16 protein-coding genes are annotated in these 22,025 nt (G+C 44.6%); 2 read left to right on the top strand and 14 right to left on the bottom strand.

All coding sequences use genetic code 11. From position 1 onward, the window contains the following. Positions 1-135: 135 nt before the first annotated feature. Positions 136-1,914, bottom strand: a complete 1,779-nt coding sequence (locus FN124_RS16740; RefSeq protein ID WP_142685938.1) for a RagB/SusD family nutrient uptake outer membrane protein — start codon at positions 1,912-1,914, stop codon at positions 136-138. 11 nt (positions 1,915-1,925) lie between these two features. Further along, positions 1,926-5,063, bottom strand: a complete 3,138-nt coding sequence (locus tag FN124_RS16735) for a SusC/RagA family TonB-linked outer membrane protein (protein ID WP_142685937.1) — start codon at positions 5,061-5,063, stop codon at positions 1,926-1,928. A 378-nt stretch (positions 5,064-5,441) separates the two neighbouring features. Here FN124_RS16735 and FN124_RS16730 point away from each other — a divergent pair, with 378 nt between their 5' ends. Beyond that, a complete protein-coding gene (locus tag FN124_RS16730; protein ID WP_142685936.1) occupies positions 5,442-6,335 on the top strand; it encodes an AraC family transcriptional regulator in 894 nt (297 codons plus the stop codon). Between the two features lie 23 nt (positions 6,336-6,358). Here FN124_RS16730 and FN124_RS16725 read toward each other — a convergent pair whose 3' ends face one another. The 3 genes from FN124_RS16725 to FN124_RS16715 form a co-directional block, all read right to left on the bottom strand. Continuing rightward, positions 6,359-7,243 carry an AraC family transcriptional regulator gene (locus FN124_RS16725; RefSeq protein ID WP_142685935.1) on the bottom strand — a complete coding sequence of 295 codons (885 nt, stop codon included), beginning with the start codon at positions 7,241-7,243 and terminating at the stop codon, positions 6,359-6,361. Positions 7,244-7,394: 151 nt separating this feature from the next. Next, positions 7,395-8,216, bottom strand: a complete 822-nt coding sequence (locus FN124_RS16720; protein WP_142685934.1) for a sugar phosphate isomerase/epimerase family protein — start codon at positions 8,214-8,216, stop codon at positions 7,395-7,397. 234 nt (positions 8,217-8,450) lie between these two features. Next, positions 8,451-10,826, bottom strand: a complete 2,376-nt coding sequence (locus FN124_RS16715) for an ABC transporter permease (protein ID WP_142685933.1) — start codon at positions 10,824-10,826, stop codon at positions 8,451-8,453. Between the two features lie 285 nt (positions 10,827-11,111). Between FN124_RS16715 and FN124_RS16710 the strand changes: the two genes are divergently transcribed. Continuing rightward, positions 11,112-11,462, top strand: coding sequence for a nuclear transport factor 2 family protein (locus tag FN124_RS16710; RefSeq protein ID WP_142685932.1), 351 nt, complete (start codon positions 11,112-11,114; stop codon positions 11,460-11,462). Between the two features lie 46 nt (positions 11,463-11,508). On the opposite strand, the gene FN124_RS16705 is transcribed toward FN124_RS16710, so the two are convergent. The 9 genes from FN124_RS16705 to FN124_RS16665 all read right to left on the bottom strand — a co-directional run bounded on the left by FN124_RS16705 (position 11,509) and on the right by FN124_RS16665 (position 22,024). Next, positions 11,509-13,863 carry a TonB-dependent receptor gene (locus tag FN124_RS16705; protein ID WP_142685931.1) on the bottom strand — a complete coding sequence of 785 codons (2,355 nt, stop codon included), beginning with the start codon at positions 13,861-13,863 and terminating at the stop codon, positions 11,509-11,511. A 420-nt stretch (positions 13,864-14,283) separates the two neighbouring features. Beyond that, positions 14,284-14,844 (bottom strand): RNA polymerase sigma factor, encoded by a 561-nt coding sequence (locus FN124_RS16700; RefSeq protein ID WP_185937239.1) that lies wholly within the window; start codon positions 14,842-14,844, stop codon positions 14,284-14,286. 358 nt (positions 14,845-15,202) lie between these two features. Further along, positions 15,203-15,553, bottom strand: a complete 351-nt coding sequence (locus FN124_RS16695; protein ID WP_142685929.1) for a DHCW motif cupin fold protein — start codon at positions 15,551-15,553, stop codon at positions 15,203-15,205. A 10-nt stretch (positions 15,554-15,563) separates the two neighbouring features. Next, entirely contained in the window at positions 15,564-16,031 is a 468-nt protein-coding gene (locus FN124_RS16690) for a hypothetical protein (RefSeq protein ID WP_142685928.1), read from the bottom strand. A 138-nt stretch (positions 16,032-16,169) separates the two neighbouring features. Continuing rightward, the gene (locus FN124_RS16685) at positions 16,170-17,036 is read right to left on the bottom strand and encodes a hypothetical protein (protein ID WP_142685927.1); all 867 of its coding nucleotides are present in this window, start codon (positions 17,034-17,036) and stop codon (positions 16,170-16,172) included. A gap of 83 nt (positions 17,037-17,119) precedes the next feature. After that, complete coding sequence (locus tag FN124_RS16680) at positions 17,120-20,089, bottom strand: hypothetical protein (protein WP_142685926.1); 2,970 nt, start codon at positions 20,087-20,089, stop codon at positions 17,120-17,122. An 11-nt stretch (positions 20,090-20,100) separates the two neighbouring features. Next, positions 20,101-20,583, bottom strand: a complete 483-nt coding sequence (locus FN124_RS16675) for a DUF4280 domain-containing protein (RefSeq protein ID WP_142685925.1) — start codon at positions 20,581-20,583, stop codon at positions 20,101-20,103. 6 nt (positions 20,584-20,589) lie between these two features. Further along, a complete protein-coding gene (locus FN124_RS16670; protein WP_142685924.1) occupies positions 20,590-21,528 on the bottom strand; it encodes a hypothetical protein in 939 nt (312 codons plus the stop codon). A gap of 10 nt (positions 21,529-21,538) precedes the next feature. Next, positions 21,539-22,024, bottom strand: a complete 486-nt coding sequence (locus tag FN124_RS16665; protein ID WP_142685923.1) for a hypothetical protein — start codon at positions 22,022-22,024, stop codon at positions 21,539-21,541. Position 22,025: the final 1 nt, after the last annotated feature.

The raw sequence follows: 22,025 nt of genomic DNA, 5'->3' as shown, positions 1-22,025 counted from the left end.
CCGGATATGCTCAGGGTAATTGTTAGCAGGCAACCGGTAAAAAGGATGTTCAGGTATGTATATCTCATTACTGTTTTGAGTTAATAAGTGGTATGAATACTATTTCCAATAAAAATCCATCGCTGCTACACGCCATTAATTATAACCAGGATTCTGCACTAACTTATCGTTCTTATTCATTTCACTCCTGGCAATTGGTAAAAAGTAGGCCTTATTATCCCACTTGCCGCTTGTGATTTCCACCGGGGTAACAGTGGGGATGGTGGCGGTTGTATGATCGGGATTCAGTTTGTACACAACATTAACCCCATGCATTGGGTGATAGGCTTCCGGCCCGATCATCCAGCGGCGCACATCAAAAAAGCGGTGATTTTCGTATACCAGTTCAATGCGTCTTTCATTCCGGTATCTTGCTGATAAGGCCGGGCCGGCGTCCATCACATCAGGCATAGCCGCTTTTTTCCTGATCATATTAATGTAGGTACGTGCTTCCGCCTCCTCTCCCAATCCAATACAGGCCTCTGCATAATTGAGTATGATTTCGCTGTAACGGATGAAGCGCCAGGTGAGGTCATCCTGGTGATTTACATACATGTCGGTTTTGCGGTTTATAAATTTAAGCATACAGGTGCCAGTGTTATTATAACCGCCTCCATAAACCACGCTGTTCCTGCTATCTAACCCGTAAGTATAAACGATTTTATTAGTAGCCGCATCCCACTTTTCCCAGGTACCTACCTGCAAAACACCTACAGGATCGGCTGCCAGTAAGTTCGATGGCCTTGGCCTGAACTTCGCCCCTTCGTATAAAATGGAAGCATAAAAACGCGGGTCCCTATTTTTATAAGGCTCCAGGTTCTGTGCAGGATTGGTTCTGGAAAACTTAGTGCCATCTGCCATTTCATAAGCATCCACCAATTCACTGGGGGCTCCGTTTGTTTCGATGCCACCATATCCATTGGGGAAAACCTGCCAGTAATCGGCTCCCTGGTTTACAGAGGCGTTGTAGTAGCGAATGAAGATGTCTTCTACGCTGTTTTTTGAGATAAACAGGTCCTCATAATTTTGAACGGCCTCCTCTGTTGATGCAGGAGCAGGCTGATACAAACCGTATATCCCCAGGTCTATTACTGCCTTGGCAGCCGCTTTGGCGGCCTGCCAGCGCTGCTTCCTGTCGCCATCAACATAGCCCAGCAGTTCAGGATTGGAAAACCCGGGGAATGTGGCATTGTGAAGATCGCTGGCTGCATAAAGCAACACCCTCGACTTAAGCGCCAAAGCGGCTCCTTTTGTTACTCTCCCTTTATTAACACCTGTATTTACCAGGGGTAATAATTCAGCTGCCTTATCACATTCACCGGAAATAAACTGTACACACTCTGCATAACTGTTCCTCGCTGCGGAGAAGTCGTCTGTTAATTTATAAGATTTCGTGATAAGGGGCACTCCTCCAAAGTAACTGATGAGCAACTGATAATACCAGGCCCTGAAAAAAGTCGCTTCTCCTTTCAACCTGTCTTTCAGTGTAACACCATCAATCAGCGCCGGATCGTCCGGCAATTTGTCTATATTTTCCAGGAAGATGTTGCAGTCCCGGATGGCGCTGTATCTGCCGTTCCAGTCGCCCCAGCCCGCATTATCAGGCGACATCAGCATATTGCTCATATTATAATCATTACCCCCATCATAGCACCGGGCCTCATCTACAGCCAGCGATGTCAGGAAGAACGACCAGGGGTTCTGGTTATAAATACTATTCATATTCAGTTGTATCAGGTTAGGATCCGACCAGACATCCTCTTCTGTAAACTGTGTGGAAGGTTTTGTATCAAGGAAGCTTTTGCCACACGATGTTAGCACCAGGGATGCCGCCCCTATAATTATATATATTAAGTTTGAGTTTCTGCAATTCATACACTTTGATTTTAGAAGGTTGCTGTTAATCCAATGTTGGTTGTTTTGTTCAAAGGATACACTTCACTGTTCACCCAGATGGAGCCCGGAGCATCATCAGGAGATTCAGGATCGAAATCCTTCATCTTGGTAAACGTTAAAAAGTTCAGGGCGCTGACATAGATCCTCAGTGATTGTATACCGATTTTCTGTGCAATACCGGGTGACAGGTTATAACCAACTTCAAAGTTTTTTAATCTTAAATAATCACTGTTTCTAACGAAGTAAGTATTATTAGGTTCTCCATCTGTCATCCAGTATGCGCCGCCACGCTCCCATACTCTTGGATTAACAGCACTTGGATGTTCTGGCGTCCAGCGGTCTTTTACGAGGTTATACATAAAGTTTCCAACACCCGGCCCGCCGGAGAAGGTACGGTAGGATCTTTCCGCACCGGCCGCTCCCTGGAATAATACATTTGCATAAAAGTTCTTATACTGTAAATCGATACTCAGACCGCCGGTAAATGTTGGTATAGTAGTTTTCCTGCTTCTCACCTGGTCCTGACCATCAATCTGTCCATCGTTATTTACATCTTTAAATATAATATCTCCAGGGCGGGCGCCGGTCCAATGAGGGTATTTATCAATAGCTGCCTGGTCTACGAATACACCTATTGCCTGGTAATACAATCTTGCGTTCATCTGGTTGCCGGTAGACTTCTGATAGTCGGGAACACCCGGTGTTTCATCCCAGAACTTGATATGATTTTTTGCCCAGGCTCCATTGGCAGACACCTGGTATTTGAAATCGCCTGCACTACCACGATATGATGCCTGCAATTCAAAGCCTTTGTTAACCACTTCCCCGATATTTTCCTGCGGCAGGCTTAGCCCCGCAGAACCTGGTACAGAAGCATTTCTGTAGGCCAGGATGTTTGTGCGCAGGTTGTAGAAGTAGTCCGCGCTAACAGCCAATTTATTGTTGAGCAATTCTACATCAAAACCAATATTGGATTGATTAGCTATTTCCCAGGTAACCCCGGCATTCGGAATACGTAATGCTTTCAATGCCTGCTGGGGAACATTTTCGTTGAATACATAACCGCCATTATAGCCGTATGTAGTAAGGTATTGGTAGGGCCCTATGCGGTCGTTACCGGTTTTCCCCCAGGAGCCTCTTATTTTCATTTCATTGATAAAAGAGATATTATCCTTCCAGAATCTCTCATTGGAAATCCTGTAGCCCAGGGAGATGCCGGGAAAAAATCCAAATTGTTTACCCGCCGGATCGAAGATATAAGAACCGTCGTACCTCCATACAAATTCGGCGAGGTACTTTGCATCGTAGGCATAACTTAATCTTCCAAAATAGTCCAGCCTGCGGGCCATACCGGACGATCCTCCATTATCTTTTAATTCATTACTTCCCAGATCCAGTTCGTCAAGGATATCACTGGTGTAGTTTCTCCTGAAAGCCCAGAAATTCATGTTATCACCGGCAATGCGTTCTGCAGCGAAAAGGACCTTGATATCATGTTTATCAAAAACTCTGTCATAATTTAACAGCGCGTTGAGGGTTACGTTAGAATTGTTATCCATCCATTGTTGCAGCCGCGGATCCGTATTTCCTTTTTTGGATGCTACCAACAGCGGGGTTCCATTGGAATCTAAACTTGTTTTATCCCAGGTATAGAGGAACCATGGCTTCCTGAATTGTTTGGTACTGACAATGGTTCTGTCCATTGCTGCATTACCTGTTAACGACAATCCTTTTACCCATGGAATAGTAATCACGAGTCGCAGATTACTCTGAAAAATATAACTTCTCGATTTGGTATAACCCGTGGCATCAGTAACCAGTACCACCGGGTTAGCGCCATACTCAATATCCGGTCCGGGTAACCCATTAGGCCATCTTGCGGGCCATGTTGGAAATGACCTGTTTAATGCCCAGAAAACATTCTGCGCCTGATCAGCGCTTCCCCCGTTGGCGCCTCCTCCCGAATAGTTCCTGTTCTCCTGCCGCCCAACCACATCAAAACTTAAGCGGATGCTGTTAGTAACTTTTGCGTCGATATTACTTTGAAAATTAGTCTGTGAATAGTTGGTAGCACCGTCCCTGAAAATTCCGTCGGTAAAATTCGATCCGATTGAAATGAAATATTTTATTGACTCGGCCCCGCCGGATAATGTTAAGTTGCCATAACGTTGGGGAGAATTTTTCTTTATGGTTTCTTTAAACCAATCCGTATTGGGATGCCCCCAGGGATCAGAGCCATCTTTATATTTCTGGATATCTTCTGCCGAATAAGGCAATGGGTCGCCGGGATGATAAGCAGCAGAGATCTCATTCTGTAGCTGCGCATAAAGTGGCGCATCAGCCATTTTTGGAAGAACGGTGGGTGTATTCCAACCCTGGTTCAGGGAAAACTGGATGGTGGGCTTACCGGATGCGCCCCGTTTGGTAGTAACAAGAATAACGCCGTTGGCTGCCTGTGATCCATATATTGCTGCAGACGCATCTTTTAAGATCGTAACAGATTCAATGGTAGCGGGATCCAGCCGTTCCAGGCTTCTGCCGGCAATACCGTCTACAACCACCAGCGGGGAATTATCGCCCAATGTATTGGCGCCACGGATCCTTAAAGTAGATCCGTCGTTTCCCGGTTCGCCTGTCCTGGTAATAGCCACCAAGCCGGGCAACCGGCCCGCCAGCGAATTGGAAAAGTTACCCGCCGGCGATTTTACGAGGTCGCTTCCTTTAACGGAAGCAATAGAGCCGGTGAGGGTTTCCTTCTTTCGTGTTCCATATCCAACCACCACAATATCGTTCAACCGGGCATTACTCGGTGTAAGCTTCACCGTTAGTACCTGCCCATCTTTCATGGCGGCTACCTGTTTTTCTTCAAATCCTACAGAAGAAAAAAGCAGGACTGCACCCTTAGCAACGCTAATTTTAAAGGAGCCGTTTTCATCAGTAGTTCCACCGGCAGTCCCGCCCTTTATTCTTATAGATACATTGGGAATTGGTTCACTGCTGTCTGATACGACATTACCGCTTACCGTTATTTTTTGCTGAGCAAAGGAAATAAATGAACTGCTCAAAAAGAGCAGCAATAAAAATGATACTTTAGCAGGCAATAGAGAATCAAATTGCTGTTTTAACATAACATGAGATTTTGGTTTTAAACATCGCTGGTAGTGGAATTATTTACAACGTAGAAACGACTATTACTCCTGCGCGGCAGGCTGCCGGCAAGTGATTGATACATTCATAAAGTTTAATTTTTCAAACGTGAATTTAATCTCCGGCTTTTGTGATACAGCCGGAATGAAACGTTGTTATCAACGTAAAAAGCATTATTTTTAGCTGAAAATTCCTATCAAAAGTTTTACGTTACAGAACAATTTAAAGTCATCCTGAACTTTAATATTTCAATAATCATCCATCCTGCTTTTTCAATTAAGTTGGTAATGCAAAGTAACCCGAATCTAAAAGTTGCACTGATAAATTCTGATGGAATTATTTAACTTTTTGACACACCAATGAAAAATAAAAGGAATCAAAACGTCAATTACCTGACAGTAAATGACACAGATGAACTGTGGGGATTATACACCACTACTATTGGTTTCCAGGTGATATCGCCCAACAGTGATTACCCTCCCAAAAGCCATCCATCGGCTTACTGGTTCAGCCCCAATACGGGAAGAGTATTGCAGGAATACATCCTGCTGTATATTACAGAAGGAGAAGGTTCATTTGAATCGGCAAGCTGCAAGCTCACTAAAGTTGTTGCCGGTACCATCCTGTTGTTATTTCCCGGCGAATGGCATACCTACCGGCCGCTTAAAGGCAAAGGATGGAATGAATACTGGGTGGGTTTTAATGGTAGCTATATGAAACAATTAACCGGCAATCTTTTCTTTTCCAGGAAAAACCCGGTGTATAATGTGGGGTTTAATGAACAGATTGTGGCTTTATTTAACCAGGGCATTGAAACCGCCAATTACCAGAAAACAGCCTATCAGCAAGTACTTGCCGGCATTACCAGTCTTCTGCTGGGCTTTATTTTTTACTCAGAAAAAAACAACTCCTTCAGAGATAAGGCAATCATCGCACAGATTGATAAAGCAAGAATGATGATGCGTGAAAATGCTGGCGGAGATGTTACTCCCGAATCGATCGCTAAAACACTAAATATTGGTTATTCCTGGTTCAGAAGAGTATTTAAACAGTATACGGGGTTTTCGCCGGCACAATATCAACTTGAAATAAAACTGCAAAAGTCAAAAGAACTGTTAGCCAGCACAGTATTGCCAGTAAAAGAAATTGCTTTTCATATGAACTTTGAATCCGTCAGTTATTTTGTAACGTTCTTTAAATCAAAAACAGGATTATCTCCTGGCGAATACCGGGATAAAATAAAAGGTAAATAAAGTGGTGAAGCAAACTAGGGGGCCTATTCAACAGAAAACGTTTTACGATACATATTAGGAGAAAGACCAACTTTCTTCTTAAAGATCCTGGAGAAATAGTAAATGCTGTCGAACCCTGTCTGGTCGGCGATTTCCTCTACGTTTAGCAATGTAGATTCAAGCAATTCCTTTGCCCGTTCTATGCGCAGGTTTAAATGGTACTGGTTAGGCGACAGGCCCGTTACCGCCTTAAAATTCTTCCTGAAGGCAGAATATCCCATAGGTAACTGTTGGGCAAGTTGCGGGATATCTACCGGGTGTTCCAATGATTCCTGCAGCAGGAACTTTGCTTTCGTTATTGCTTTTTCCAACGGGCTATGATCGTATTGTTTACTGAGCGATATGGTATTGACCAAACCAAGTATCTGAAGCGTTAAGCCTGCGATCTGTTGTGAATAACCTACAAGTGACGCATTTACAATGTCAATCATCTTTTTAAACAATACCAGCATCTCTCTATCCAGCCCTGTTTTGAGACATGGCTGACCGGGATCAAAAAAGCCCTGTTTCATCAGCTGATCAACATAGTACCCGTGAAAGCCCACCCAATACTCTTCCCATCCCGAGCGGATATCCGGCCTGTAACGATGCCATACTCCGGGGAAAAGAAAAAAACAGGTTCCTTCCTCAATTTCCACCGGTTCGGTTAATGCCGAACAGAATGTTCCCTTTCCTTTTGAAATAAAGATCATGTAATAGTCCGTCAGGATCCTTCCCCTGTTCCATGTAAGCTGATGGCTTTCGGGATGCTCTTCTTTGGGATAACGTTCATTCGGTGTTACTTTTGAGTAACCTACCGTAGTCACATAGATTCCCCATTTTTCCTCGATTGGACCTGTATTCAGATATTTAAAAAAGTTATTACCCATTGAATGATCTTTTCTCTTAAATATTGGTTGCAACCGGCGTTATTAAAGGTGGGAAAGATTTCCGCCCATCAACACAACATAACGTGTTAAGAGATAAAGTTAGCAAAAATGCGTTACCAGGTAAAATAATGTAGAGCTGAATACATGAGGGTTATTGTTGTGGTGTAATTATATCTCTCAGCAGATGCATCATAAATAAATTCACATCCCATTGCGAAGTCACTGGTATATTGCCCGGCGGGGTAGTCCACATATAAGGTGGTGGTCCGAACTCTGTTGTAATGGTAAGCAGTGATGTGCCTTCAGCTTCTTTTTCCCGGATGATCCTGGACCACAAGCCGGTGAAGTAGTTCAGCGGCTCAGCCCATTCCGGCAGTCGCGGATCAGGGATCTGTGGCCCTTCAGGAAACCCCACACGGGCGTGTATATGTATGGTGCGCCGGATTGCTTCGTCAACTGTTTCTTTGAATCCTTCAAGATAGCTTTCCGTAACGCAAACCCAGTGCGAAAGATCGGCGGTTACTTTCATGGAAGGCCTTTGCTTAAACAGTTCTCCTGCATTCGCCGGGCTGAACCCCATCCGGCCTCTGTGTGTTTCATGCGCGATAACGATATTATTCCTTGCCGAAAAGTTCTCTGCCGTATCAATAACGGCAAGTTGTTCATCCATCGAAAAAAAATCTCTCCCTGAATGCGAATTAATGATTACCGGGTTGCATTCCATTGCTGCATCCAGGTGGTATTCAAAGCTTTTGCAAAAGCTTTGAATATCCTGGCCTTCCGCCTGATGCTGTTGTACAACTATTGGCAATCCCAGTTCCCTGCTACGTTTGATAAACACCTTCCTGTCATTTTTATTTTCAGGCAGCCAGGAATCAATGCCATCATATCCTGCGGATTTTACCTTTTCGAAAAAAGCTTCTATAGGGATATTTTCGTGGCCCCATCGTGTACAAAGAATTTTTATCTGCATGTAATAAATATAAATAAGTGCTTTTACAGGGTATTACCTTAGGTGACAAAAGTAAGCGGTGCGTTTATCGGCAAAGCAACATAAATGCTGTTTTTTTTGTATTTTCTGACATTTCCCGGGGTAGTGGTACAAAAGCTGATACCTGGTATAAAAAGAAGCGTCAATGGTTTGAGGAAGCGCCTGTCAAGAGGTCAGGCTCTTTCCCCTAATTTTATACCTTTCTGATATACTAAGCTACTCCCCTTTCAAACTCTTCACCGGCTTCATTAATATTGCTTTCATGGTTTGATAACTGATAGTGAGCAAGGCAATCCCCGTGATCAATAAAACAGCCGCTACAAACATCCACCACTCCATATCAATTTTATACGAAAAGCCCTGCAGCCAGTTGTTCATGAACCACCACGCCAATGGCGACGCTATAAAGAAGGCAATAATTACAAGTACAATAAACTCTTTTGACAACAATGTGAACAGGGAAGCTGCACCAGCTCCCAATATTTTCCGGATACCAATTTCCTTCGTCCGTTGCTCAGCTGTAAACATGGCCAGCCCCAGCAATCCGAGGCAGGATATAAATATAGCAAGGAACGAAAAACCAGCGGAGAGCTTACTCACTACAGTTTCACTGTTATATGTTTTCTGATAGGCCTCATCAGAAAAAGTAAAGGTAAACGGGAATTTAGGATTCAATGCTTTACAGATCTTTTCCAGGCTGGCCAGTGCCTCCTTTGTTTTACCTGCTTCAGTGCGGACCAGTATACTTCCATATTCGTCTTTCTCTCCGTTCCATACAATGAGAGGATGAATAGGGTCGTGGAATAATGAAAAGTGGAAATCCTTTAATACCCCTACTATAGTGCCCTTTTTCCCCCACATGCTCAGCGGCTTGCCAATAGGATCCTTATATCCGATTATCCTTAACGCCGCTTCATTCACCAGGTAACCTGCAGAATCTGATGCGAAGTCTTTAGACAAATCCCTGCCAGCTATCATCTTCAAATTGAGGGTTTTCACGAAATCATATCCTGCAGACGTTTGAGTAAACATCTGGTTATCACCCGGCATTTTGCCCTCCCAATCAATCCCCCAGGTGCTGCTGCCTATTGAAGTAGGCGCTTCCCCGATACGCGATATCATTTTAATACCGGGCGCATTCATTGCTTCCTGCTTAAACACGGGATACCTGGCAGCCAGATCGCCTTCTATGGGCAGATAAACCAGGTTTTCCCTGTTGTAGCCCAGGTCTGCCTGCTGTATATATTTCACCTGCCTGGAAACAACAATAGCTCCTATGATGAACAGGATAGATAGCGTAAACTGGAATACCACCAGTCCTTTCCTCAAACTAATATCAGTGCTACCGAATTTCAGGGTTCCCTTTAAAACAGCCAATGGTCTGAAAGACGAAAGAAAAACAGCGGGGTAACTACCTGCAGCCAGACCTGTAATAAGCGTTAAGCCTGCCAGGCTACACCAAAAATAAATATTTGAAGCAGGAAAAATGAGCTGCTTGCCGCTAAGCTGATTAAAGAAAGGCAACAACCCATAAACAAGCATCAGTGCCAGCAACACCGATAACGCCGTAACCAGCATTGCCTCGCTCAGAAATTGCCGTACCAGTACAGACTGGGCGGCGCCGGCCACTTTACGGATGCCTATTTCCTTTGCACGCTTGGCAGAACGGGCAGTAGTAAGATTCATGAAATTTATGCAGGCGATCAGCAAAATAAAAACTGCTACTATGCTGAATAATCTTACATATTCTATCCGGCCGCCCGACAGGTAGCCTGCCTTGAAATTTGCATGCAGATAGCTATCGCCGTAACGCTGCAATTCCAGCTCCGCCCGGTAATTACTGCTCTTACTATACTTAGCCAGAAAGTTCTTGATCTTAGCTGCCACCTTTTGTGGAGAGGCATCTTTATGCAGCAGAATAAGAGTGTTAGGTCCCACGTTCCCCCAATCTTTTGCCCAATCGTTTTCACGCAGGAAACTTGCCCAGTCGATAAGGCAATCAAATTTTGCAGAAACATGCTGCGGCAGATCCTTAAATACACCGGTGATGGCGAGGCTGTTCCGGTTATCATACCTGAGGATTTTACCTATAGCAGCAGCTGCGCTGCCAAAAAATGCCTTTGCCATCTTTTCCGAAATGCATATACTGCCAGGTTTATTAAGCACTGTAGTGGGGTTCCCTTCCAGCAGAGGATAGCTCATCATTTTAAAATAATCGGAGTCCGCATAACAGGCATCAAACTTTGCAACTTTATTGTTCCCTTCAAAAGTAAGCCGGTCGGGATTATCGTCTATCCATGAAAAATTGGAGGCATACGCTATTTCGGGAATAGTACGCTTCATTTCATTTGCCAGCATACCTGGCGTTTTATAACTGGCAAATATTTCCTTATCTACAAACTGTCGCTCATATACCAGATAAAGACGGCTCCCCTGCTCATGGAAATTATCTATGCTGCGTTCATCCCATACCCATAATACTATCAGCAGGCTGCAGGCCAGGCCAATAGTGAGTCCCAGGATATTAATGACAGAGAAGGCCTTGTTCCGGATGAGATTCCGCCATGCCACTTTAAAATAGTTTCCAAACATAGTTCAAAGTCTTTGACTCCCGTCCCGCAGAAAACAATATACCAGTTCCCAATCATCTTAACCACAGCAAATTATACAGATAAAATTACGTGCTTTGTTCATTTTCAGTACAAATAACTGTTCAGTTGCGAACGGATACAAGCGGCACAACCGGAGGTATACTTCCGGCAGAAGTCTATTTCTTCCACTTCTGCGCAATCGAGCATGCGAAAAAGTTACAGAGAAATGAATGTTATCATGATGCCATCATCTTCCTGATTTATTCTTTAATTTGAGCAAAAAAGCATGGAAAATTTTGAAGCAACAGTAGCAGGATTTCACCGTCTTATCAGTGAAGGAAAATTTCTTGAAGCGCTGGATAAGTATTATGATGAAAATATAAGCTCTTCAGATAATGACGGTCCGGCTATTAAAGGGCTGGAAGCCATGCGCAAGGCGGTTAGCGGGTTTCTCAGTAACACCACCGATCTAAAAATAGCACTGAAAAACAGTATGGTGATCAAGGGTTATTCCGTAGCAGAATGGCATTACCAGTTCATGCATCCAAAAATGGGGAAATTAAATTACCAGCAGATTTCTGTGGCGCACTGGAAAAATGGGAAAATTATAAAAGAACAGCATTTGTATAGCCTGTAGGAAGATAAATAACTGCAGGAGAGACCACTTCTCCTGCAGTTATTGCTTAAAATTTAATAGTAAGATTGGCAGTTATCCTGGTTGGATTTTGTGCTGCCAACCGGTTCGACCAGTACTTTTCATTGGTAATATTATCCACTTTCAATCCAAAACGGTATACGGGTCTGTCGTAGAACAGGGAGCCGTCCAGTACAGTATAAGAAGGTATGGTGAATGCAAAGGTATTGGTGTTGGTTTGGAATGACTGGCTGCCATAGTTGCCCCCAAAAGCAAAACCAAGCCCCTTGGCCTCGCCACGCACAAGACGATAGCTTACCCAAAGATTGGCGGTAGTAGCTGGCCCCGCTGCCGATGGCCGTAACCCCTGGAACTTGGCATCTGCCTTATCCATTTTACTTTCATTATAGGCGTAACCTGCAATGATATTTAACCCCGGAACCGGGTTGGCAATTACTTCTGCTTCAAAGCCCCTGCTAAGTTGGGTGCCATTCTGAAGAGAGAACCCGCTATGTGCAGGATCATCATACACGGAATTGGTAACGGATATATCATAGTAGCTCAGGGTAGCATTTAATTTCTCATTGAAAAGATCTGCTTTAATCCCTCCTTCAATCTGGTTAGCCTGTTGCGGTTTAAATGTATTGCCGTCAAAGTCGGTACCCGACTGGTTCTGGAATCCGTTCATGTAATTGGCAAAGAGCGACATCCTGTCTTTAATCACCTGGTATACGATACCGAATTTGGGTGATAAAGCGGTTTGTGTATAATTACCCACAGTAAGATCTTTAGCAGGGTAATAAGCGCCAAGATTATGGTAATTATCCAATCTTAAGCTGGCCATTACCAATAACTGTTCCGTGATATTGATAACGTCTGAAAAATAGGCGCTGTAAGTGTTTTCACGGTTGCTATCGAAGGCCAGGAATTTCAGCTTGGCGAACATTGGTGTTACATTGTCCCTATTGAAATTGTAATAGGCATCGCCCGGGTTCCTGTAATTCAGGGCCGGCATATTTACGATGGTATCATTGCGGGAGGCGCGCAGGCTGTAAAAATCAACGCCTACCACCAGCCGGTTGCGCATTTTACCGATGTGGAAATCGCCGATAAAGTTTTGCTGGATATCCGTACCATAATAGGGATATGTTTGAGAGGTAACAGCTTGCCGCAGGGTGCTGTCGCTCAACATATTCAGCTGCGTAGTGAACCCGTCGGAGGTAGACCGGGTACGGGAAAACACGGTTTGCGACGTCCATTTGTCAGACAGCTTATATTTTATCTGGCCAAAAACATTCATCTGCTGGCTGGTATAAAACATGGAGTTATTGGCAAAGGATAGTTTATAGGGTATTCCCAGTTCCTCCACGCTGTGTGCTTTTCCTTTGGTGTAAGGACTTAACCTTGTAGGAGAGGTAGCTTTATAGCCGCTCATTTCCACATCCAGTAAAATAGTGAGCCGGTCATTTACCTTATAGGAGAAGCTGGGCGCCAGTAAATAGTTCTTACTGAAACCGGCGTCCTGGAAGCTGCGCTCACTATGAATAGCGCCGTTGAAGCGGAACAGCGCGTTTTTTTGTTCATTCACAGGGGTATTGATATCCAATGTAAGGCGGTTGAGGTCCCAGCTGCCGCCGGAGTACGACACTTCTCCTTTGAAACTGTCGAATGGCTTTTTGGTGACGCGGTTAAACAAACCGCCAAAAGAAGAAAGAGTGCTGCCAAACAGTGTGGCAGAGGGGCCTTTGATCACTTCTATGCGCTCCAGGTTGGCAGGGTCCACATTGGAGTACACGAAGCTGCCTACCCCATTACGCACCAGGTTGGCGGTGGTAAAGCCTCTTGAGGTAGCCGAGCTTCTTCCCTGGTTGTATACAATAGGGATACCTGCTCCGGGAATATTTTTAAAGGCGCTGTTGTAATCTGTTACCAGCTGTTCTTTCATCAGTTCTTTCCCTACCACGCTGTACACCTGTGGATTTTCCAGGTTTTTCAGCGGCAGTTTGGATACATCCTCGCTTTCTTTTTTGGCGAAACGGTTTCCCCCGGTAGCTACCACCACTTCTTCGAGGTTTTGAGAAGATGTTTTCAGTTCTATTTGCAGGAGAACACTTTTGCCGTTTATTACAGCAACGCTTCGCCTGATGGTTTCAAACCCCACCATAGATATTTCCAGTTCATAGTTACCATCGGGAATATTTTTAAAGAGGAACTCACCGCTTTGATTTGTGATCATTCCTTTCGCGATACCTTTCAGAACAACGGTTACGTTTGTAGCCGGATGACCGTCTGATGTGGTAATAACGCCCTGGATGGTATTGTTGGCTCCTTCGTCCGGCACGCCGGCGTATATCATGGTAAAAGGAAGCAGGAAAAAAGTAAGAAAAAGGTATGCCCTTGTCATGTTGGTCTTATCGTTTACGCCGCAAAGTTGCAGTCAGAAAAGGCCAAATTATCTACCGTATCGGGAAAACGATTTACGAGATCGGGAAATAATTATTTATCCACAGGGGGCAACCCTGTTGTCATCTGGCATGGCGGCCATTACCGGCAGGCATTCCGAAGCTGGCGCCCCGCTTATCTTTAAGTAAGCAGGGGCCCGCAAACGTAAGCTGCTGTTCACCGGGCAGAGGCTTACTTTTCGGTAAAGCCCTTGTCCGCGTTGAGGAATTGGCTATCATATACCTATCCTGTACCTATCCTGGCAAAAGCCGCAACAGGCCCAAAAGGTCCATCAGGATAACCATATAAGGCAAACCCCTGCTGTAACCCATTGAAGCGATTTGGGCAACAGGCATCCATTGATTAAAGCAGGGTTTAAGGATTACAGGTGGGCAGGTGCAAAGTAACCGCGCAAAATTCTTACAGCAGTACCAATCTGGTTTTTCACTGTTTGAATACTTGTATTCATTTCCTCAGCTATTTCTTTATGACTTTTCTGGTCGTAATGCCTCAAACGGAAGGCAGTAGATGATTTAGGCGGCACTTTCTTTTTCAGCGCGATATTCACCTGGCAGTAGATCTCTTTACTTTCCAGCGGATCATCCGGTAAAAAAGCCTCATCCGGAATTACACAGGAAAATTTCCTTTCGCGGGTAATTTTGTTAAGACAGCGATTGCGTATACTGGCGTAAAGATAACTCTTCATAATACAGCCACTGTCGCGGTTCTGGTAGTTAGCATCAATTTTCAGGAATAATTTCTTCTGCCAGAAATCGAGAAAAAATTCCTGGAGAACATCCTGTGCTTTGTCTTCATCCTTCAGCATGTCTGTTGCCAGCATCATCAGAATACGGTTGTACTTTTTGTATACTGCTGTAAAAGCTTCGGTACTACCATTTTTGAGCAGCTCCAGCAGGACGGCATCTTGGTTGTTTTGTTGCATTCTCATTTCCTTTTTGAGAGACTGGTTTAGGAAAAATTATTGATGGTCCGGTGTTAGAAAATCAAATTTTCTATGGTTTAACACGGTGGTTGAAAGTGGTTTATTTTGCATTCCCTTTCTTGAAATCCAGATTAAAAGTAACGCTATAAAACATCAGGAGTGGTTAATCCATTGTTAAGCACGAATGTTTTAGAAGTGGGAAGATTCAATGCCATAGCGGTTCTACGCCGGAAAAACATATTATGAAAAATCATAAAAAAGAAACCAAATGGTTACATTAAAAAGACGTTAACCAGAGACCATAATACAGGGCAAGAGATGGAAGAGCTCCACTCAATTAAATAACCAGGGAAGTATATTATAAAGACGGCTGCAGAAAATCGCCATCTACAATCAGTAGTTTTACACCACCTGCTGAAGCAGAACGATGAACACTCAAATCATCTGATACAACATGACTCATGCCCTCAGATAATTCAAATTTTTCACCATTCTGTAATTCACTTACAAAAGAACCTTGTAAACAATGTACAATATGCCCTTTCTTACACCAGTGATCTGCCAGGTAACCGGGAGAGTACTCTACAATCCGTATCCGCAGCCCCGGGAACTGTAGGGTTTGCCACCAGGCAGTGCCTTCTTCACCGGGATATACTGTTTTCGGAACTGATGACCAGTCGATGGTCTGAAAAGGAATATTCATACCCATTATAGATATTTTAACGTAAACGGATATACGCCTCTATGATCTCGTGGTTCACGTTTAAACTGTCAATCTTCTCTATCCCACGTTGGATCAGCGTATCATGCTGCAAAGTGAGCGTAAAAGTAAAATGCTTATCTTCCCAGCTGCGGAAACTGCAATATTGCAAATGCTCCTCGTATTTGTTGCCCGACAATATGTACGTACCGGCACCGGACCCGAATATAGCCGTACTGCTGTCGCTCCCCTTTGAAACATCGTGCTGAAAAAAAGCAAAATGACTACCATTAAAGATTTTAATCATCTCCTGCCCCTTTACCGGGTAAGTATCAGTAGTATCTCCATTCTTGATCATCTTGCTGTAAGCCAGCTTCCAGGTGCCGGTTAAAGGCAGTTCAGCAGCGGATTCAGGCGATTTCGTGTCTGCGCATGAAACAGCCATCCATGCAATAATACCGATAAAGGCAGGTATTCGTATATTCATAACGTTTAGATTTGATTGAAAATCCCAGGGCGACATATTTCACAAGGTTAGTAAAAAGATGTTGATTTTTAATATCCCGGTAAAATAAAAAAGGGGACAACATGTGCAATGTTGCCCCCTGATCACAAATCATTTCTTTTACCTGATCACCTGTAACTGATCGCTGCCAACCGGTTTGTGAAGCAACAGGTTGTATATCTTGTACTTATTGTCTGTAATGCCTGCAAGGGCCGATTCACCCCTCAGTTCATCATCTGTGCGGATCAGCCCCACTACCCTGCCATCTCCAAAAAACCGCAGCTCATAATGCTCCAGTGGTAACATCTCCAGGTGATACGCCTTAATCTGGTCAAACCGGTTCCAGGTTTCTGCTGCATCTGCAGGCTTGTTCTGAAAATAGGCCTGTTCGGTTTCCAGCTCCCGGTTATAGATCTGCTCCGCCACTGCATTCATATTACCATCTGCCATCAGTTTGCGGTACTGGTTATAAAAAGCCAGTACTTCCTTTGTAAGCTTTGCCTTGTCTTCCTTCCGGAGATCCTGGCTCTGGCTCCATCCTTTCAACTGATAAGGGGTGGTAGCTTCGAAAACGCCTTTAAACTCCAGGTAAGGCACATTATCCAGGTTTATTTCGGGCATCTTATAATAGAACAACTGTTTATATTCCTTTGGTTTTTCCTTTTCCTCATCACCACTCATTACTTTCACTTCCAGGCCACAATTCTTTGCCAGTAAAAATGAATCCATCTTATCGTCGTCATCTACTTTGGGAAATACCCTGATGGTAATGGTTTGTTTGCCGCTTTTCAGGATATTGGGAGATACCGGCCATACCGCACCGCCCTGGTTCCCACTGCCAAAGTCGGAATAGGCCGGCATATCATTGATCAGGATCTCATAAGTGCAGTTGTAGCTGTTAAAATCCAGGATAAACCGTGGATTATAGTCGTATTTCTTCACCAGTTTATAACTGTTCAGATATTTTTCCTTAATACCCTGATTCATGCTTTCTTTTTTTGCAGTTGTTCCCTGCCCGCAACTGTGCAGGCTGATCATTAGAATTAATAAGATGAAAACTCCCGGTTTACTCATCCGTCGGACTCTTTTTTAGTTAAATATATTTTTTTCAAAGAGATCTTTTTCTCATCGATACCGATTTCAAAAGACGCTTTGGGATTGGCTTCTACCACTTTATTATACTCTGCCGGCTTTTCCGGTTCTCCTTTCTTCTTCTTTACTTCCTTTGTTTTTTCTCCTACATTCACTTTTGCTTCTACATACCCTTCAATTTTTATGCCTTCAAAAATCAGATCAAACCCTACAAACAATCCCGCGGCATCAGAACCAATCCTGGCCTGCAATCCCAGCCCGGAGCTTCCTTCCAGTCCTATCCCCAGCGCCACCACCACTTTCACTTTGAATGCAGTAGCTGATTTACTCAGGTACAGCTTACATTCCAGCTTTACGGATACTGCAGCGCCGCCCTTTATCAGGTCCTCTTTCTTTTCAGAAGCGCCCTTCTCCCGGGTAAGCACATTTCCTCCTACCGTATTATGCTTAAAAGTGGCCTCCAGGTCTATTTTACCGGAAATGGTCACACTAACATCCACTTTACTGTCGTCGTCTGCACATATATACAGCAGCGCATCCACAGCTTTCAGAATAGCATATGCGATAGGGTGCCTGCGGCAAAGCAGTTCCAGGAAATCCCATTTAAGATCGATGCCCACCAACGGCTTGGCATCCAGCTTTACCACTACGGTTCTGCCGGCTCCCCATAATTTACTGTCGCCGTTCTTGGGCGGCATAGTTTCATAATACCAGGAGGCAGCCAGTCCCAGCTTTGGAAACTGCAGCTCATAATCAAACGGCTTGCGCTGCATTCGCTGAATAAGGCCCTGGATATTCTTGTCGGGATTCGTTCTGTTCTTATTGATAAACTCATCAGGGTTTTTCCCATCATCCCCGGAGGTATCTGCCTTGGTGGTATGATCGCCATGAATGATGTTCCTGAATTCCTTTACCAGGTGCCACCCTGCCTTTAATACGTTGTAGTATTTGGCAATCATATCTTCAATAGGATCCACACTCTCGGTATCATTATTCCATTCTACCTTGATGGAAAAATCAAATTCCTTCAGCAGTTCCACCAACTCCGCAAACTTACCCCTGGTTTTTACGGGTGTTGGCGCTGCCTTTTTATCTTTTGGCAGGGCCAACATTTCACCCAGCTCAGTACCCAGTTCCTCATTATGCCGGTCCAACGTAGGCGTAGGTTTGCTCCAGCGGCCTTTTGCGACTTCCCCTATTTTTTCCACGTTTTCCAGGCGGTTCATGGTAAAACGCTGCAGGGCGTTCTTTATTCCCTTACCATTATTGGCTTCCGCGAATTTGGTTTTCAACGCATCAAAATCGGCTTTTTCCATGTTAAAGGCCAGGGCTGCGGTCCATTTGATATCGGGGTACACAGCAAAATCGATAACATGCTTCCAGCGGCAGGTTTGGATAGTTACCGGGAAATGATCGGCCTGTGCCTCGGGAATCCACAGGTAGCCCAGTATCCGTTGGAAAAGGATATGATTATTTTCATCGAAGAAGAGATATTTATACTGCGCATCAAATTCCAGTTCTTCATCAGATACTTTTATCACACCGGAAAAAGAAGCATTGGTATCTCTTTTGAATTTATAATTATTGGCTTTTATTTCAAATTTTCCTTTGGCGGCGCTTTCCTTTTCCGGTTCCCTTTTTACGCCTGCTTTGGTATCTTCTTTTTTATATCCTTTGGCGCCAAAGCTACTTATGTCAATTACATGATCCTTGTGCTTAGGTGTTGCGGTACATTCATCTTCATGAGTTACCAGGCTTTGCACACTGAGCTTAATAGTTTTCTTCGCAGTTTCACTTCCGGCTACTATGTTATAGGTAAGATTCTCCGGGGGCTTGAAATCGAGCACATTTTCATCAAATATGGTTTGTACGCCGTCTTTGTCTTCCACGGTGATCATACCGTATTTGCATGGCTGGAATTTCCGTGTGTTTGTTGGAATATCGCCTGCCAGCACGGGTTTATTACCACCGTACAGCAGGGGGGATTCTTTTACGGCAGGATCTTCCTTTACACTGAGAAAACACTTTGATAGGGTTTTGGTGATTTTACCATCTCTTGATTTTATGATGGGATATATTTCCAGCACTTCACCTGCACCCGGCTTCCAGAGGTCGTCCAGGAAAACATCCACCACTATTTTCTGTACAAAAGCCTGGTAGTGGATAGAACCGGCGGCCACTTTCATATCTTTCCCTGATTTATCCTTCACCACGTAATCACTTACCTGTAAGGCCTCTCCGCGGGTAGTTTCATCCTGCAGGATAGGCATTATTTTCACCTGTCGGGTAAAATACTTGATGGCATCATCGGGCGTTTCTTTCCCTTTTTCAATCTGGGCTACTCCGGCAGTCCGTTCCCAGGGTGGCAGATCATCGTCGGCGCTGGCAGTATCATTGTCCATCAGGAAGATCCTTAATTCCTGTCCGTACAAAGCACGGGTATAAATATGCAGCTGCACGCTTTCCCTGAATTTTTTGCTGCCGCCGGTGATTATTTTGCCATCATTGTTAGGGGTAAACTCCCTCCACTCTGCTGAAAGAACCGCGGGTTTTCCACGTGCAGCAATAAAGTAACCACGAGCAGCCGAGTTAGTGGGCTCCTGTCCTTCCAGCACAGGTTCCAGCCATCCCAACCCGCCGCCTTCCACAATTTTCGGAAAGTTAGGATATACCAATGGTCCTTTCAGTGTGTCGTTTACATCTGTTTTCTTAAATGTAAGTGTGCGCAACATGGACCAGATCCAGCGATAAGGCGTTTTGTCGGCCTCCGGCGCTTTCATGGGAATGGTGACCTTTGCGGGTGCAGGCGCCTTTTCTACCATCGTAGTGATACCCTTCATCTCCGCCCGTACCGTTCCCGCTTCATTCAATACTGCGGTCGACGTTTTTGCATCCACCGATCCTTTTGCTGCCGGGATAGTGACTACCAGCTTTTTATTATGAGACATGGCAACTATTTTTAAAACGGTTGTCCCTGCGGAAACCGGATCAGAAATAAATCTTCCTCTACTTTTTGCACATCCATCATTGGGTTCAGATGCGTTTGTACTTCTTTATCGGCTTTCTCTGCATCTTTCTTTGTCATATCGGCTGTTTGCCCGTGAAAAGTGATGGAGATACAGTCTTTCCCGCCGGTAGCGCAGGTCGCTTTACTGTCTTCCAGTAAAATATAGGCATCTCCCGGTAATACCACCTTATCATAAAACCCACTCCATCCGGTAACAGATGGCGTACAGGGGTTATTATTCTTCTTGCTGCAACTGCCAAATGTATTGGCTTCAAAAGGCTGACCAATGTCCTTTGTATTGGCCAACGGCTTTTCGGCGCCGTCTTTATCGTTGATATAATGTACCTGCTGGCTTTTCACTTTCAGCTTATCGGGGGTGGTACCAAACTGGCACTTACAAAGGGCGCCCTGGCAAACCAGATGTTTTTCACTCATATCCTTTTAATTTTTGAAAAAGAAGGAAAAACGCCTTTTCTTTTTTGCGGCCGGTTCCTGTTCCGGCAGCAGCACCGGCATAACCGGGGCCAGCGTTTTATCTTTCTCCCGTAAATGATAAACAGTGAACGTTACTTTCTTATCCTCACCGGGTGCGAGCTGCAAGCTGCATTCTCCCGTTATGGCATTGATGGAATAATCCGTTTGATATAACTTATAGCTGATATATGCCTGCCCCTTTAAGGGCGTGTGAATACCGTGCAGCTGCTGTGATAATGGAATTTCCTTCCCTGCCATAAGATCTTCCACACTACGCGGATCGCTGCAATTTCCTTTCTGCTGCAATACCAGGCTGCCACTCGCTGTATTATGCTGCACCGGCTGCTGCGTAACGTTAAACAATACCGGCGTTGTATAAGGCATTAGCGGCAATGCTGCGGTAAGCCCGCGTTTCATAATATCGCTCCCGGGCTGGTAGAGGTCAGCAAAATAAAGCGCCATAAACCAATCGCGACAGAGCGACCGGTAAATATGCGGCTCGCTGCTTACTGCAAGATCCATGTAGGACATGATCTGCGCTGTAATTTCTCCCGTATAATATTGCTGCAATGCAGGTTTAATGCCTTCCCAGGCAGCCGCTATCTGCGCCTGGTTAACAATACCGGAAAACTGCCCGGCACTATTTACCCTTATCTGCAACGGATATAATACTTTTCCACATTGCTCCGCAAGTTTATCAATCATCTTTTCAGGCGCCTGGTTGTTGATGTATACCTGTCCTTTATTTATTTCAAACAGGAACATATCGCCGGGCAATCTTTTAGAACAATTAACTGTTATCTCGTAGCTGATCACCTGTTCTATGCCTGCCGACTGAATAACATAGGTTACACCATAAGTTCTGTTGAGATGCACCGGGTTAAACCGGAAAGAACGATTATTCATATCGGAATGGCTACTGTTTTTTACTTTCCTCCGCAATCAGCTGTGCAACTGCGCTCCTTATATTCTTTACGTACTTCCGTATCCCTGCAGGAATACGGCTGGTATCGCCATCTATCTGATAAGAGAATCCCGGCCTTTTATCAGCGAACCCGATATCTACTATTATTACCGGCTGCTCTCCACAATAAAGACAACCCCAGCTATATGTAGTAGTACCGGCGGTTAGCAGCAGGGATGGGATAGCGTCCAGTATAAAGCGGTTCCGCTGCCATTGGGCAGCAGATAATTGCTGTACGGAGGAGTCAATTTTCACACCGCTGGTATCCAGCCAGTAGCGTTCCAGGGCAGCGGGTGTAATGCGGTATTTCACACGGGCACTGTTGGAAAAAACACCAAAATGTACCCAGGCCACCGGAGTGGATGAGGACTTCGTTTGTGCCGGTAGTATATCCATTACCGTTATTACGAATAAAAGGGTAAGCAAACTGCCGCGCATA

Origin of the sequence: Chitinophaga polysaccharea, from assembly GCF_902150045.1 — a bacterium.
In the GTDB taxonomy this organism is placed as follows: domain Bacteria; phylum Bacteroidota; class Bacteroidia; order Chitinophagales; family Chitinophagaceae; genus Chitinophaga; species Chitinophaga polysaccharea_A.
This window is presented reverse-complemented; position numbering and strand designations above follow the sequence as displayed.

Bases quoted from the DNA above. Each gene is read 5' to 3' on its own strand.
- FN124_RS16740 (WP_142685938.1), bottom strand. From the start codon at position 1,914: ATGAATTGCAGAAACTCAAACTTAATATATATAATTATAGGGGCGGCA.
- FN124_RS16715 (WP_142685933.1), bottom strand. From the start codon at position 10,826: ATGTTTGGAAACTATTTTAAAGTGGCATGGCGGAATCTCATCCGGAAC.
- FN124_RS16735 (WP_142685937.1), bottom strand. From the start codon at position 5,063: ATGTTAAAACAGCAATTTGATTCTCTATTGCCTGCTAAAGTATCATTT.
- FN124_RS16690 (WP_142685928.1), bottom strand. From the start codon at position 16,031: ATGAATATACGAATACCTGCCTTTATCGGTATTATTGCATGGATGGCT.
- FN124_RS16700 (WP_185937239.1), bottom strand. From the start codon at position 14,844: ATGCAACAAAACAACCAAGATGCCGTCCTGCTGGAGCTGCTCAAAAAT.
- FN124_RS16675 (WP_142685925.1), bottom strand. From the start codon at position 20,583: ATGAGTGAAAAACATCTGGTTTGCCAGGGCGCCCTTTGTAAGTGCCAG.
- FN124_RS16665 (WP_142685923.1), bottom strand. From the start codon at position 22,024: ATGCGCGGCAGTTTGCTTACCCTTTTATTCGTAATAACGGTAATGGAT.
- FN124_RS16730 (WP_142685936.1), top strand. From the start codon at position 5,442: ATGAAAAATAAAAGGAATCAAAACGTCAATTACCTGACAGTAAATGAC.
- FN124_RS16710 (WP_142685932.1), top strand. From the start codon at position 11,112: ATGGAAAATTTTGAAGCAACAGTAGCAGGATTTCACCGTCTTATCAGT.
- FN124_RS16685 (WP_142685927.1), bottom strand. From the start codon at position 17,036: ATGAATCAGGGTATTAAGGAAAAATATCTGAACAGTTATAAACTGGTG.
- FN124_RS16680 (WP_142685926.1), bottom strand. From the start codon at position 20,089: ATGTCTCATAATAAAAAGCTGGTAGTCACTATCCCGGCAGCAAAAGGA.
- FN124_RS16725 (WP_142685935.1), bottom strand. From the start codon at position 7,243: ATGGGTAATAACTTTTTTAAATATCTGAATACAGGTCCAATCGAGGAA.
- FN124_RS16705 (WP_142685931.1), bottom strand. From the start codon at position 13,863: ATGACAAGGGCATACCTTTTTCTTACTTTTTTCCTGCTTCCTTTTACC.
- FN124_RS16695 (WP_142685929.1), bottom strand. From the start codon at position 15,553: ATGGGTATGAATATTCCTTTTCAGACCATCGACTGGTCATCAGTTCCG.
- FN124_RS16670 (WP_142685924.1), bottom strand. From the start codon at position 21,528: ATGAATAATCGTTCTTTCCGGTTTAACCCGGTGCATCTCAACAGAACT.
- FN124_RS16720 (WP_142685934.1), bottom strand. From the start codon at position 8,216: ATGCAGATAAAAATTCTTTGTACACGATGGGGCCACGAAAATATCCCT.